Origin of the sequence: Shewanella sp. AS16 (assembly GCF_021412365.1) — a bacterium.
Classification (GTDB): Bacteria; Pseudomonadota; Gammaproteobacteria; order Enterobacterales; family Shewanellaceae; genus Shewanella; species Shewanella salipaludis.
Genome location: NZ_JAKCLK010000005.1, coordinates 93,065 through 107,570, shown reverse-complemented (window position 1 = coordinate 107,570; position 14,506 = coordinate 93,065). Strand labels below are relative to the sequence as shown.

General features: G+C 57.4%; 12 protein-coding genes. 3 read left to right on the top strand and 9 right to left on the bottom strand.

The features are described 5' to 3' along the window. Positions 1–95: 95 nt before the first annotated feature. A complete protein-coding gene (locus LZP73_RS13730; RefSeq protein WP_234235580.1) occupies positions 96–1,799 on the top strand; it encodes a dipeptidyl-peptidase 3 family protein in 1,704 nt (567 codons plus the stop codon). A 128-nt stretch (positions 1,800–1,927) separates the two neighbouring features. On the opposite strand, the gene LZP73_RS13725 is transcribed toward LZP73_RS13730, so the two are convergent. The 3 genes from LZP73_RS13725 to LZP73_RS13715 all read right to left on the bottom strand — a co-directional run bounded on the left by LZP73_RS13725 (position 1,928) and on the right by LZP73_RS13715 (position 5,334). Beyond that, the gene (locus tag LZP73_RS13725; protein WP_234235579.1) at positions 1,928–2,647 is read right to left on the bottom strand and encodes an SDR family oxidoreductase; all 720 of its coding nucleotides are present in this window, start codon (positions 2,645–2,647) and stop codon (positions 1,928–1,930) included. A 57-nt stretch (positions 2,648–2,704) separates the two neighbouring features. Then, a complete protein-coding gene (locus LZP73_RS13720; RefSeq protein WP_234235578.1) occupies positions 2,705–3,064 on the bottom strand; it encodes a hypothetical protein in 360 nt (119 codons plus the stop codon). 245 nt (positions 3,065–3,309) lie between these two features. After that, positions 3,310–5,334 carry an oxidoreductase gene (locus tag LZP73_RS13715; protein ID WP_234235577.1) on the bottom strand — a complete coding sequence of 675 codons (2,025 nt, stop codon included), beginning with the start codon at positions 5,332–5,334 and terminating at the stop codon, positions 3,310–3,312. A gap of 166 nt (positions 5,335–5,500) precedes the next feature. On the opposite strand from LZP73_RS13715, the gene sppA reads away from it, so the two are divergent. Together sppA and ansA are read left to right on the top strand one after the other, a co-directional pair. Continuing rightward, entirely contained in the window at positions 5,501–7,342 is a 1,842-nt protein-coding gene (gene sppA, locus LZP73_RS13710; protein ID WP_234235576.1) for a signal peptide peptidase SppA, read from the top strand. A gap of 133 nt (positions 7,343–7,475) precedes the next feature. Beyond that, positions 7,476–8,489 carry an asparaginase gene (ansA, locus tag LZP73_RS13705; protein ID WP_234235575.1) on the top strand — a complete coding sequence of 338 codons (1,014 nt, stop codon included), beginning with the start codon at positions 7,476–7,478 and terminating at the stop codon, positions 8,487–8,489. Between the two features lie 129 nt (positions 8,490–8,618). Here the strand turns inward: ansA and LZP73_RS13700 are convergent, their stop codons facing one another. The 6 genes from LZP73_RS13700 to LZP73_RS13675 all read right to left on the bottom strand — a co-directional run bounded on the left by LZP73_RS13700 (position 8,619) and on the right by LZP73_RS13675 (position 14,272). Beyond that, positions 8,619–8,900 (bottom strand): YeaC family protein, encoded by a 282-nt coding sequence (locus tag LZP73_RS13700; RefSeq protein ID WP_234235574.1) that lies wholly within the window; start codon positions 8,898–8,900, stop codon positions 8,619–8,621. Beyond that, positions 8,897–9,214, bottom strand: a complete 318-nt coding sequence (locus LZP73_RS13695; protein WP_234235573.1) for a zinc ribbon domain-containing protein — start codon at positions 9,212–9,214, stop codon at positions 8,897–8,899. Before LZP73_RS13695 ends, LZP73_RS13700 begins: the two co-directional genes overlap by 4 nt. A 10-nt stretch (positions 9,215–9,224) precedes the next feature. Then, entirely contained in the window at positions 9,225–10,352 is a 1,128-nt protein-coding gene (locus tag LZP73_RS13690) for a M14 family metallopeptidase (protein ID WP_169562715.1), read from the bottom strand. A 169-nt stretch (positions 10,353–10,521) separates the two neighbouring features. After that, a complete protein-coding gene (locus tag LZP73_RS13685; RefSeq protein WP_234235572.1) occupies positions 10,522–11,259 on the bottom strand; it encodes a response regulator transcription factor in 738 nt (245 codons plus the stop codon). A gap of 178 nt (positions 11,260–11,437) precedes the next feature. Then, on the bottom strand, positions 11,438–13,219 hold the full coding sequence (locus LZP73_RS13680) for a DUF885 domain-containing protein (protein WP_234235571.1): 1,782 nt from the start codon (positions 13,217–13,219) through the stop codon (positions 11,438–11,440). Positions 13,220–13,336: 117 nt separating this feature from the next. Further along, complete coding sequence (locus tag LZP73_RS13675; RefSeq protein ID WP_234235570.1) at positions 13,337–14,272, bottom strand: endonuclease/exonuclease/phosphatase family protein; 936 nt, start codon at positions 14,270–14,272, stop codon at positions 13,337–13,339. Between the last annotated feature and the right edge of the window lie 234 nt (positions 14,273–14,506).

The window sequence follows — 14,506 nt, the reverse complement described above, 5'->3', positions numbered from 1 at the left end:
CGCCGGCTTTATCCCCGCCGGCATTAGGTGTACATTGAAGCGCGCTCATTTCATGCCTCTCATGGCGAGCAATATAATAAAAGGAGAAACGCTAGATGAAAGCTTCATTCATATCACTGGCCCTGGTGTCGGCCCTGGCGGGTTGTTCACCGGCGGACAAGCAACAGACGACGGCCTCGGAGCAGAAAGCCCCGGAAGCACAGGCCAAAGCGCAAGACCCGACGGCCCAGAGCGGCCGCTATCAGGCCATGCTGGACAGATTTGTCGACACCAAGATGCAGGCGGATCTGAGCAGCCTCAGCGATATCGACCGTCAGGTACTGCACAAGATGGTGCAGGTCGCCAATATCCTCGATGGCGTCTACCTGCGCCAGACCTATGATACCAACCCCAAGGTACGCGCCAAAATTGCCACCTCGGCCAATCCTGACAAACAGCTGTTGTTGTCGCTGTTCGATCTCCACTATGGTCCATGGGATACCCTGGAAGGCGACAAGCCATTTTGGGGCGACACAGAGCGCCCGGATGGCGCAGGTGTCTACCCGGTCGATATGACCAAGGAAGAATTCAACCAGTGGATTGCCGCTCATCCTGAAGATGAAGCCGCGTTCAAGAGTGGCTATACCGTCATAGTGCGTCAGGGCGATAAGCTGCTGGCCGTCCCCTACAGCCAGTACTATGGCAAGGAGCTTACGGCCTGCGCCGCCCTGATGCGTGAAGCCGCCGCCCTCACCCAGGACGCCAGTCTCAAGACCTTCCTCAACAAGCGCGCCGATGCCTTCCTCAAGGACGACTACCGTGACTCTGAAATGGCCTGGATGGATCTTAACGGTTCACTGGAAGTCGCCATAGGTCCCTACGAGACCTATACGGACAAACTCTTCGGCTACAAGACCTTCTTCGAAGCCTTCATCACGGTACGCAATCCCCAGGACAGTGCCAAGCTGGCCGTGTATAAGCAATACCTCAAGGAGATGGAGCTGAACCTGCCGATCGAGGACAAGTACAAGAACCTGCAGCGCGGCTCCGAGTCCCCCATTTCCGTGGTCGAGCAGGTCTCCGGCGGCGGCGACAACAAGCCTGGGGTACAGACCACGGCTTTCAACCTGCCCAACGACGAAGTGGTGCGCGAACTCAAGGGCAGCAAGAAGGTGATGCTGAAGAACGTGCTCAACGCCAAGTATGAGGCGATCATGCGGCCCATCTCGGCGCTGATCATAGCCCCGGCACAGCAATCTCTGTTGATGGAACAATACTTCTTCAACGAAACCCTGTTCCACGAGCTGTCCCACGGCCTGGGGCCTGGCACCCTAGTCAAAGACGGCAAGAGCACCACGGTCGCCGAGCAATTGCAGGAGACCTACTCCAAGATTGAAGAAGGCAAGGCGGATGTGATGGGCGCCTATAACATGTTGTTCCTGATGGACAAAGGCGAAATGCCCAAGGCCGAGCGCGACAACATGCTGGTGACCTATTTTGCCGGTCTATTCCGCTCCATGCGTTTCGGGGTGCATGAAGCCCATGGCGCCGGCGCGGCGTTCCAGTATAACTACTTCAAAGAGAAGCAGGCCTTCGACTTCGACAGCCAAAGCCAGACCTACAAGGTCGACTTCGATAAGCTGGCCCTGGCCATACGGGATCTGGTGCACGATCTGTGCATGATCCAGGCACTGGGTGACTATCAGCAGTCGAAGGACTTCCTCGCCAAATACGCAGTGCTGACCCCAGAGGTCGCCGCATTGAATGTGAAGATGGAAGCCATTCCTACGGATATCCGTCCTCTGTATCCTGAGATCTGAATCCGGCAAATGGCACATTGATGTGCATTGCTAAACGAACGGGCCAGGCTTGGCCCTCATGATAAAAAGGCGTGCCAGCGGCACGCCTTTTTCATTGCAGACACCGTATGCGGCCTCAACCGACAAGGCTACCAGGGAACGGTATTGCCCCGATAGTCGAAGAAGCCGCCGCTCTGGTCTGGGGTGAGCTTATCCAGCAACGCTTTGAGTCCGCGGGTCGACTCTTCTGCGTCTATCAGGCCCTGGGGGCCGCCCATGTCGGTACGCACCCAGCCAGGATGCAGCGCAACCACTGAAATGCCGTCTGCGGCTAAATCGATCGCCATGCTGCGGCTGACGGCGTTGAGCGCCGCCTTCGAGGAGCGATACAAGTAAGCGCCGCCACTTGTGTTATCTGTCATGCTGCCCATCTTGGAGGAGATGTTGGCTATGATGGCCTTGCCGGCGAGCTTGAGCTGAGGATGGAATGCCTCGGCCAGTTTCAGCGGCGCTATGCTATTGACCGCCAACACCCGCTGCCAGGCATCGACATCCGTGGTGCCAAACCTGAGGCCGTTGGGGCCATAGATACCCGCGTTGTTGAGCAGCAGATCCAGGGGTTCGCCCGCGAAGGTCTCGGCCAGAGCATAGATAGACTCCTGCACAGTGACATCCAGCTCGAAAATCTCCAGCGCCTCATAGGCTTCGAGCAAGGCACCCAGCTCTGCGGCCGAGTCGGGATGACGGCAGCAGGCGGTCACCTGCCAGCCGGCATCGAGATACAAGCGGGTCAAGGCCAGTCCCAGGCCACGATTGGCGCCTGTGATCAAGATATGCTTGCCGGCACTGGCTGGAATGGGTGTTTTCATCTGCTGTTCCTTATTAATCTAATAGTCCATTGACGCCGGAGCCTGTCGGCTCTGGCCCTAGCTGTGCTGATTGCGCGAGTGCCGCGCCAGAAACTGCGTTATCAAGCCGGTCAACTTGTCCTGAAACCTTTCTTCAAACTCATCCAGGCTCAGGTTGAATAAAGCCAGGTATTTGTCGCTCTGGGCGGGTGTCAGTGGTCTGTCACCCAGACGATAACTCATTTCACTCAAGCTCTTGTCATAACGGGGGGTCAATTGCCAAATGGCGATGTCGGCCCGGTAGCTCTGCAATGCCTGTTGCGCCAGGGTACAGAAGGCTTCTATGTGCTGCGCCCCATCTGGCCCCAGACATCCGGGCTCAAGCCTGCATAACAGGGTGAGCTTTTGCTTCAAATTGTGCTGACTGCCCGCTTCCATGTCGAAGATAGCTCCCCATTCAAGAATGACAAAGTGTGTCTGGGCGCTATTTTCTGCCCTGTGACGCCTCAGTGCAAGGGGCGGGCAAGCTTAGGCGGCATTTTTTGCCATCCGCTTGGTGAGTTAAGGAGCATGCCTGGCCGTGCTATACCGCCGGGCCAGGCAATAAAAAAGCCTGATGGCTATCAGGCTTTCGTTGCGCTACCCAGCCTAACCCATGGCAGGCATTGGCGAGCAGTCAAGGGTTAGATACGCATAGCCAACTCGGCGCCCTGACGTATGGCACGCTTGGCATCGAGCTCGGCCGCCACATCGACCCCTCCTATGAGATGCACGGGCAAACCCGATGCCTTCATCTCATCGACCAGGCTGAGGTTCGACTCCTGGCCGGCACAGAGCACCACGTTGTCGACCGCCAGCACGCTGGACTCGTCCCCCACCCTGATATGCAGTCCGGCAGCGTCGAACTTCTCATAGCTGACCCCTGTCTGCATCTCGACCCCATGCTGCTTGAGGACGGCGCGGTGGATCCAGCCGGTGGTTTTGCCCAGCCCCTTGCCCATCTTGGAAGACTTGCGCTGCAGCAAATGCACCTGGCGCGCCGGCCCGGTCCCTGCCTCGGTCTGTGGCGTCGTCAGGCCACCTGGCTGTCGGTACGCCTTGTCTATGCCCCACTGTTGCAGCCACTTATCCGTATCCAGGCTGCTGGACTCGGGCTCGCAGAGGAAGTGCGCCATATCGAAGCCGATGCCGCCGGCACCTATCAGCGCCACCTTGTCACCCAACTCGACTTGACCACTGAGCACGGCCTGATAATCCACCACCCTGGCATCGTCGAAACCGGGCAGATCCAGCAATCTTGGGACGACCCCGGCGGCGACAACCACCTCGTCGAAGTGTTCGGCGGCGAGCGTGTCCGCATCCAGACGCGTGTTGAGCCTGAGTTCGACCTTATGCAACGCCAGCTGGTTGACGAAATACCTTATGGTTTCGTTGAACTCTTCCTTGCCCGGGATCTTGCGTGCCAGGTTGAACTGACCGCCGACCTCGGATTTGGCCTCGAACAAGACCACCTCATGGCCCCGGCTGGCGGCATAGACGGAAAACGCCATTCCCGCCGGACCTGCGCCCATCACGGCAATGCGTTTCTTGTTGGCCGTGGCGCTGAAGTTGATTTCGGTTTCATAGCAGGCCCTGGGATTCACCAGGCAGGTCGCACGTTTGAGAGCGAAGGTGTGATCCAGACAGGCCTGGTTACAGCCGATACAGGTATTGATCAACTCGCTCTGACCACTGGCCGCCTTGTTGACAAACTCGGGATCGGCCAGGAAAGGCCGGGCCATGGAGACCATGTCCGCCTGACCCGATGCCAGGATCTGCTCGGCGATCTCCGGGGTATTGATGCGATTGGTGGCGATAAGCGGCACTGATACCTCGCGCTTGAGCTTCTCTGTCACCCAGGAAAACGCGCCGCGAGGCACGCTGGTGGCTATGGTAGGCACCCTGGCCTCATGCCAGCCTATGCCGGTATTGATGATCGACACCCCGGCCTGTTCCAGCCATTTGGCCAGCTGCACCACTTCGTCCCAGCTCGAGCCCTTGTCGACCAGATCCAGCATGGAGAGGCGGAAGATGATGATGAAGTCGTTGCCGACCTTGGCGCGGACTGCCCTGACTATCTCCAGCGGAAACGCCGCCCGCTTCTCGAAGCTGCCGCCCCAGGCATCGTTGCGATCATTGGTCCTGGCACTGACAAACTGGTTGATGAGGTAGCCCTCTGAGCCCATGACTTCAATGCCGTCATAGCCAGCCTTTCTCGCCAACGCGGCGCTGTTGGCATAATCCCTGATGGTACCGCGCACCTGTCTGGCTGACATGGCCGAAGGGGTAAAGGGGGTGATGGGGGATTTGATCTTGCTCGGTGCCAGCGAGAAAGGATGGTAACCGTAGCGCCCGGCGTGCAGCACTTGCATGCAGATCTTGCCGCCGGCCTGATGCACCGCCCGAGTCACTATCCTGTGCTTGGCCACCTGCCAGGGGAAGCTCAGCTGACAGGCATGGGGCGTGAGACGGCCGCGCAGATTGGGCGAAATCCCGCCTGTGACTATCAGGCCAACACCGCCCTCGGCCCGCTCGCGGTAAAATTGTGCCAGTTTCTCGAAGCCGCCCTTTTCTTCTTCCAGGCCCGTATGCATGGAACCCATGAGCACACGATTTTTCAGCCGGGTAAAGCCCAGATCTAAGGGTTCTAATAAATGCGGAAACGACATTCAAACGTCCTTTTTAAACAAGTGATTTAAATCAGCATACCTTGTGGCGGAATTAAGCTCAACTCCCGGCAACAAGTACAAAGATTAAAAAGCCTTACAATTGTTTTTAGCCTCCTGGGGTGTTTTCAGTTAGCATTGGCCCATTGGATAGATAAAGGAGTGGCCAATGTCCGCTAAACCCTCGTTTTTGAAGAATATATCTTTACTCATTTGGAATACCCTCAACGGGGTTCGCAAGGCGATCCTTAATTTGGTCTTTTTTGGTCTGCTGGCGCTGGTGCTGGTCGGCCTCTTCAGCAGTGAACATATAGAAGTCGAAGATAACTCGGCCCTGGTATTGGATCTGGCCGGCGCGATCGTCGAGCAGAAGCGGCCGGTAGACCCCTTCGAAGCGGCCTTCAAGCAAGGTGAAGGCGTCGATGTCGACGGCGAGATCCTGCTGGCCGACGTGCTCTATGTGATCAACAATGCCGCCACAGACGACAGGATCAGCAGCCTGGTGTTGGACTTGTCCGAGCTGAGATCCGCCGGGGTCAGCAAGCTGCAAGCCATAGGTGAGGCATTGGAAGGCTTCAAGGCCACAGGCAAAAAGGTGTTCGCCATAGGTAACTATTACGAACAGAACCAGTATTTTCTGGCCAGCTATGCCGATACCCTCTATCTCAATCCCCAGGGGCAAGTGCTGCTCAACGGCTTGAGCCGCTACCGCCAGTATTACAAGACGGCCCTGGATAAACTCAAGATCCACACCCATGTGTTCCGGGTCGGTACCTTCAAATCTGCGGTGGAGCCCTATATTCGTGACGACATGTCGGCGGCTGCCAAGGAAGCCAACGGCGAGCTGCTGACGGATATCTGGCAGAGCTATGCCGCCACTGTCGCCGCCAATCGCGGCATTGATGCGGCCGATCTGGTCCCCGACGCCGAGCGTTATCTGGCCGAATTGGATAAGGCCGAAGGTGATGCCGCCACCATGGCCATCAACATGAAGTGGGTCGATGAACTCGCCTCCGACGAGAGCTTCCGCACCGCCATGATAGCCAGCGTAGGCAAGTCCAGTCAGGGCGACAGCTTCAGGCAAGTGCATTTCAACGACTACCTGGCCCTGGTGGCGCCGACCCCTTCCCTGGTGCCACAGGACACAGTCGGCATCATAGTGGCCAAGGGCACCATACTCAACGGCAATCAGCCTTCGGGTCAGATTGGTGGTGCCAGCACTTCCGCCTTGCTGCGCAAGGCGCGCTTCGACGATCAGGTCAAGGCCGTGGTACTCAGGGTCGACAGCCCCGGCGGCAGCGCCTTCGCCTCAGAGCAGATACGCCAGGAACTGCTGGCCCTCAAGGCCGCGGGTAAGCCTGTGGTGGTCAGCATGGGCAGCCTGGCCGCGTCCGGGGGATATTGGATTTCCGCCAGTGCCGACTATATCTACGCCACCCCGACCACACTCACGGGCTCCATAGGCATCTTCGGCATGTTGGCGACCTTCGAAGACTCGCTCGCCAGCCTGGGGATCTACACGGATGGGGTTTCTACCTCTGAATGGGCCGGCTTGTCCGTCACCCGCAGCCTCTCTCCCCAGGTGCAGGCCGTCATCCAGCGCAACATAGAACGTGGCTACCATGAGTTTATTTCTCTGGTCGCCAGGGAGCGCCACATGACCCTGGAGCAAGTGGATAAGATAGCCCAGGGCCATGTATGGACGGGCAAGAAGGCGTTTGAGCTGGGATTGGTCGATGAGCTGGGCGACATAGATGCCGCCATAGGCAAGGCGGTCGAACTGGCCAAGCTGGACAAGTTCGATACCAGAGTCATAGAGCAGGAATTAACACCCGAACAGCTGTTCATGCAGCGCATGTTTGGCTCGGTCGCCAGCTACCTGCCCCCCAGCCTGACCCATACCTCGGTATTCGGGCGTGTGCTGGCACAGTGGGCCGGCGCAGTGCAGGAATTTGCCGCTTTCGATGACCCCAATGGTGTCTATCTCTATTGCGACGACTGCAACTACTGATAGCCCGGCATGCATTTGCCATCATGAGTCCCTAAGCCCGGTTTTCCGGGCTTTTTTATTGTCGTCAGGCTGTTGGGTTTACCCAGGCTAGCCCTTATAATCAAGCCACTCGCAGCAAAGAATACAGACAATAATGACCAAACGTTCGATTTACGTCGCCTACACAGGCGGTACCATAGGCATGCAGAAGACCGCCAATGGCTTCGCCCCGGCGGCGGGATTTCTGACCCAATGCGTTCAGTCCATGCCCGAGTTCTATCACGAGGAAATGCCGGATTTCGTGATCCACGAATATCAGCCGCTCATCGACTCCTCCAATATGGCCCCCACCGACTGGCAGATGATCGCCGACGATATCCAGGCCAATTATCAGAAATACGATGGCTTCGTGATCTTGCATGGCACGGATACCATGGCCTACACGGCATCGGCGCTGTCCTTCATGTTACAGGGGCTATCCAAGCCGGTGATAGTCACTGGCTCGCAGATCCCGCTGGCGCAGCTGAGATCCGATGGCCAAACCAACCTTTTGAATTCTCTGTATATTGCCGCCAACTACCCGGTTGCCGAAGTCTGTCTCTTCTTCAATAACAAGCTGTTTCGCGGTAACCGCTCGACCAAGGCCCATGCGGACGGCTTCGATGCCTTCGCCTCGCCTAACTTCCCGCTCCTGCTGGAGGCCGGCATCAAGATCAACCTGCATGCCGGCAAGATAGCCACAGCCAGCGACAGGCCGCTGCAAGTGGCCAGCATCAGCCCCCAGCCCGTGGGGGTGGTGACCCTGTATCCGGGGATCTCCACCGACATCTTCAAGAACATACTGCAGCAACCCGTGAGGGCCTTGATCCTGCTGACCTTCGGCGTCGGCAATGCGCCCCAGGATCCGGCCTTGCTGGCGACCCTCAGGGAAGCGGACGAGCGCGGCATAGTGCTGGTCAACCTGACCCAATGCTTCCAGGGCAAGGTGAATATGGGCGGCTATGCTACCGGCAATGCCCTGGCCAAGGCCGGGGTGATCAGCGGTGCCGACATGACCATAGAAGCGGCGTTGGCGAAACTGCACTATTTGCTTTCGAAAAATTTGCAACCAGATGAGATAAAACAGGCGATGCTGCAGAATTTGGTGGGCGAACTGACCCCGGATTGAGGCGTCCTCTGACAGTAAACGTAAAAAAGCCCGGATTTCCGGGCTTTTTTACGGATGACGCTCATGTTGGCTTTGCGATGAAACAGTTAAACAGCAAAACGAGAGCAGGCGTCAATTAGACACGCCAAATCAGAGCTCGGACTCCTTGAAGTCGGCTATGGTCTCACCGCGGAATTGCTTCTTCAACTCGCTCTTGGACAGCTCATTGATGGCGCCCTTGGCATTGATGGTGAAATGCTCCTGCTGGTCCAGCTTGCGGGCCTGGTACAACATCACCACCTGCAGGGTCGACTCGCGCTGTGCCTGGCTGAGCACAGAGCCATCTTCCCACTTACCCAATTCGACGGCCGAAAGCAGGCGCTCATAGACTTCCACCGGCATCTGCTCTATCACTTGATTGATATCTGTCATACACTCTTCCGCTTATGCAATATGATCCTCACCCGAGTGATCATGTAACCCACAAATCCCAATGCGAAGCAGCCGCCGGCGATATAGGCACGCGGCCCTTCGGCCGGTTCACCGCCCCAAAACCAGAGCACGACCCCGGCAATGAACAGGGTCAAGGCCAGGAAACTTTGATTCATCAGGCGATTGGACTGCTGTATATGGCTAATCCGCGCCAGGGACTCGGTATTGCCGCTCAGATCCGCCTGGCAGTGCTGACAACGGCTCGCCTGGCTCGAGATGCGCTTGTGGCAAACCGGGCATTTAATTAACGCCATAATTCCTCTGTTATCTCAGGTTATTAACCACCGCCAACATGGCGATCAGGGATGCCTCACCCAGGTAAGCACAACGCTCGGGAGACCAACCCACGAATTCATCCGGCAGATTGTCATTATCCTTGAAGGGCATTTCCAGGGTATTGGACAGGCAATCGAAGGTGTGGGCGACCCAGTTGGAGCCGACCGTCAGGTTCGCCTTGCCCGGCTCATCCTTATCATAGCCATGGGTGGTTTGAAAATCGGCGCTCGCCAGTCCGAGCGCGGCGACAAACTTATCCTGCAACTGAGCCAGCCTGTGGCTGTAGGCAGGTACGCCCTCGCAGCCGGCGAGGAACACATAGGGCAGACCTTCATCGCCGTGGACGTCGTAAAAAAGGTCGACACCGGTTTCCTTCATCTTGTTGACCACATGATAGACCTCGGGGCTCTTCTCCAGGCTCGGACTCTGCCACTCACGATTGAGGTTGACCCCGGCCGCATTGGTCCGCAGATGACCACGGACGCTGCCGTCCGGATTCATGTTGGGCACTATGTAGAAGTTGGCTTTGTCCAGCAGAGCCCTGGCGGTGGCGCAATCCTGATCCAGCAGGCGCTTGAGCAGGCCCTCGACCAGCCATTCGGCCATGGTCTCGCCCGGATGCTGCCTGGCGGTGATCCAGATGTTGCGCTTGCTTTCGTCCTGATCGCCGACCTTGATCAGGCTGATGTCCCTGCCATCCAGTGTCAGTCCCAGATGTTCCAGGCCCGCCAGCGGGTGCAGTTGGCTGGCACTGAGCAGATCCAGATGACGTTCATAGCTGTAAGGGGCGAAATAGGCAATCTGGATCGCCTCGGCGGCCAGTTCGACCTCTATGCTCAGCTTGCCGTCCTGGTATTGGGTTGGCAGACGGAACCATTCCTGCCTGTCGTAGGAGGCGACCGCCTGGTAGTTTTCCCAGCCCTTGGGATAGGAGGCGCCGGCGGCATTGACCAGGTTGAGCTTGTAGCTCTCGCCGACCAGGCCTTCGAACCTGAAGTTAAACCACTGGTAAAACTCACCGCCCTCGTCCGGACGTATGGCCAGCTGTATATCATCTTTGTTATCCAGGTTGATGACTTGGATGTTTCCGCCATCGAAGTTGGCACTGATCCTCATGGTAGCTTCCTTTACTTGATTAGCGCGCCGGGCGCCCGGTATATGAGGTCTTGGCCCCAAATTAATGGCCATAGGATAAACCAAAAGCCGGAAATGGGAAAACGAAAGCGCACCCGTCCAGGCGTAAACGGGGCGCGAGCCTGTTAACTGACCACTCGCTGCCCAGGTATCAGACAGGCGCGAAACAGTAACCCCGGCCCCTGACGGTGGCGATCAGGGACCGCGGCAACTGAGTCTGGGCCAATTTGCGTCTGGTATTGCTGATATGCATATCCAGGTTACGATCGAAACGCCCGTGTTCCTTATGCAACACCCCAAGTTGCAGCTCCTGCTTGGTCACTACCTGGCCCCGGCGTTCGAACAGGTACCTGAACAAACGAAACTCTGTCTGGGTCAATGTGAGGCACCTCTGTCCCAGGTGCACGCAGTAGCGGCTCTCATCGAAACTAACCCACTCGGTGACGCCCTCTGTTGCCTGTTTTTCCGCCTGGCGATGCGGCGCTTCTGTCCCCTCCCGGCGCTCATGCTTTCGGCCGGCCCAGGCCCGGCTCAGGGCGACGCGCCGCAAGATGGCCCCAATGCGGATGGACAGGGTCTCTATGTGAATGGGTTTGGTGAGGAAATCATCGGCGCCCATCTCATGGCATCGGATGCGCAGCGCCTGGTTGTCGCTCGCGGACATGATGATCACAGGGATCTGGGTCTTGAGGCTGAGCATCAAGGCCAAGTCATGGAGATCCGGCATCATGGGAGCCAGGAGCAGGATATCGGGCGAGAAATAGGCCAGTCGTTCCAGGGCTTGCAGACCGTCCTCTGCCTGAAGCAACTCGTGTCCCTCTGTCATCAGTGCCTCGGTCACTAAGGCGCGATAGACACTGTCGTCATCCACTAACAATATTTTACTCATAACAACAAAATGATAAATGCGAATAATTTCCATTAAGATTATCACGAGAAAAATTGGATCTCCAGCGTAAAAGCGGATAACGGCTGCAAATTCCTCGACTTGGGCGCCTGCTGGTGCAACCGAAAAAGCATAAGGCCGGCAATTGCCGGCCTTATTCGCTCTGGGTTTGGCTTATGGCCTATTGCGATGCCAACATCAGGCTCCGGATATATTTTACCGGGGCACTGCCGTAGCCGAGGAAGGTCTCATGGAAGCGCTTGAGATCGAAGTCCTTGCCCTGGGCCTGTTTCAACTCTTCGCGGAAGTCATAAATCTCCCGGAAGCCGGCATAGTAGCTGGTCAGCTGCACCTGGCTCAGACTGGCACGGCGCCACTTGCCTTCCGCCTCGGCCTGTTGCTGAAAGGCCTGCTCCGTCATCAAGGCTATCGCCTCCTCCTTGGTCATGCCCTTGACCTGAATGCTGTAATCAAGAATGGTGTTGCAGATCACCCTCAGATTCCATTTGTAGTACATGAGCCACATCTCAGGCTCGAAATCGCCATAGCCCTGCTCCAGCATCATGCGCTCGGCGTAAACGGCCCAGCCCTCGATCATGGCACCATTACCGAACAGGCTCTTCACCAGGCTGGGCGACTGGTTGGAATACACCAGCTGGCTGTAGTGACCCGGGATGGCTTCATGTATGTTGAGCACCTGCAATATCCAATGATTGTATTCCCGCAGATAACTCTCGGCTTGCGTGTCACTCATGCCATCCAGGGGGCTGACATTGTAGTAAGTGTTACCCGAGCGCTCATAGGGTCCGGGGGCACTGATGGAAGCACCGGCATAACCGCGCATATACTCAGGGGTTTCCCGTACCACCAGCGGCTTCTTGGGATCCAGGGTCAGGAGTTGCTTGTCGTTGACGAATTTGATCAACTCGGGGATCTGCGCCCGCACCTCGGCAACGAAGTCATCGCGCTGCACATGCCGACTCGACAACTTGTCTATCAGGGTGCGGATCGCTTCTCTGTCGTCCTTGGGCTGGGGCACAGTGAAATACTTGGACCACAGCTTGGTGGTGATCTTGGCCATTTCGGCCTGCACCTTGTCTTTGTCCGCCAGCGCCTTATGGTACAGCTGTTTGGCGCTCATTCCCGACTGGATGTCGAAGGCGAATTTTTCCTCATACAGGTCTTCGCCGATACGGAAACTGCGGGCACCGTCACGCTCGAGTCGGCTCTGCAATTGCTTGAGCCAGTCGATATGTTGATGAATGGCCTGGGTCGCCGCGGCAAAGCGTTGGCGGAAGCTGGCCTGCTCTTCCTGGCTCAGCCCAGAGTCCTGCACCTGTTGCAGCAGGCCATCGGAGAACACGGAAAAAGCGCCCTCGTTTTGCATCACGGCCAGCTGGGTATGCTCCAGGGTCGGATTCTCTATGTTGCTGCGGGCGGCGGCATAATATTCGGGCACATGCTCCAGGCGTGCCAGCACAGATCTCAGCCTGGTATCGAGGGGGGCAAAATTCTCGTTGATGATCTGGGCGAAACCGCCGGCCACATTGTAGCTTGAAGGGTCCCATTGCCATGACTTGAAGCGCTCCACTTCCCATTGCATGCTGCCGAGCAGATTGTCGATAAGTTTATAATCGATAAGCTCACTGGGCGTCAGCGCCCGGGTATCGTATGCCGTCAACAGCGCCCGCTGCGCCGCGACGAAGCCCAAGGTCTTCTCCCGTGCTGCCGCATCCGGGATCTCCAGCACTGCGTCATACTTGTGGTAGCCGTTATACAGGGCCCAGGTCGGCGCCAGTTGCCATAGGGCCTCGATGAATTGGCTGGAGAATTGGTTGAACTCGGCGCTGACCACAGCCTGGGGCGCCATCGGTGCTTCCAGCGTCTGGGTCTGGGTCTGGGTCTGACAGGCGGTGACGCCCAACGACAGGGCGATCGCCAATGCCAGGGTTGCTTTTCTCATTATAATTTTCCTTACAGATGGACGCAAAATTGCCTAAGTAAATCATGTTACTAAGCTAATTGCAGCCATAAGCCGGGCGAAAACACGCTTTGTTACATTATGATGTGGAGACAGGGCTCACTGAGTCTGTGTCGGCATCAGGCCGAAGCTGACACTCAGGAGGTTGTGATCCGAGGCCGGGGTCGACAGCGCCTCGCCATCGAGCTGGGTCAAGCCGCGGTAATAGAGGTGATCCAGTGGCAACCCCATGACCCGGCGGCGCAGATCCGGCATCAGGCTGGCTTCGGTCAGCCCCTGTGGCAACAAGGCATCATCCAACATCTGCTGCCGCGCCTGGCGCCAGGTGTTGATGTCACCGGCGAAGATCACCGGCCCAGTGTGCCGCGCCAGGACCCGAACCAAGGACTGCAATTGCCGGCGGTAACCAACCAGATCCCAGGAGAAGTTCACCCCATGAAGATTGATGACCAGCAGCCGCTGGCCGTTGCTCAGGGGGTAATAGGCCAAGATCGCGGCCTTGGGGATCCGAGTCCAGGGCTCGGTCGCCAACTCGGCGCAGCCGTCGCCGGCCACGTTGCGGCTGATATTCATCACCCCATAGACGGTATCCTGCCAACGAAAGGCTTTCGCCAACAGGGTCTGGCTATGATTGCGACGCAGCAACGCCGCCAGCGCCGGGGTCAGGCCGACTTCCTGCAACAATACCAGCTGTTGGCTGTGCAATTGCTCGGTTAAGCGCCTGTCCCAACCCGGCAGGCTCTGCTTGTAGATGTTCCACACCGACACCCTGAGTTGCCCGTGGCGATCCAGGGAGGGAGTTTGAGTCTCGGCTTGCACCTGGGGCATGGCTAAGGGCGCAGCGACAGCCGATGGCTTGGCCGAGGTACAGGCAGCGGAAAAATCGTTGTGCGACAAGGTGCGGCTGATCCCCGGTTGGCCGTCGAAGCTCAGGGCCGTATCCAGCCACAATGCCAGGCAGAGCACGGCAAGGGTCATAGCCAAGAAGATAAGTAAACGTGCCGGCCCGGGCCGGCGCAATGGGGGATGACTCATAAGCTCTCTGTATCCAAATCCTCTGTATCTAAACCTTTACATAGTCCAGCCGGTATGAAATGGCAGACGGGTTAAGCCAGGCACCCGGTTTTCAGCCATAAGCCCATATAATGAAAGCATTCCGGTGTCGGCTTAAGCGCCGGGGCGAACTATACTCAAGGGGATTTCGCTGTTCGCCTTCAGGATGCAGGCGCAAGCATAGGGGCTGGAGGATGATTGCCGACTAACCCAAAA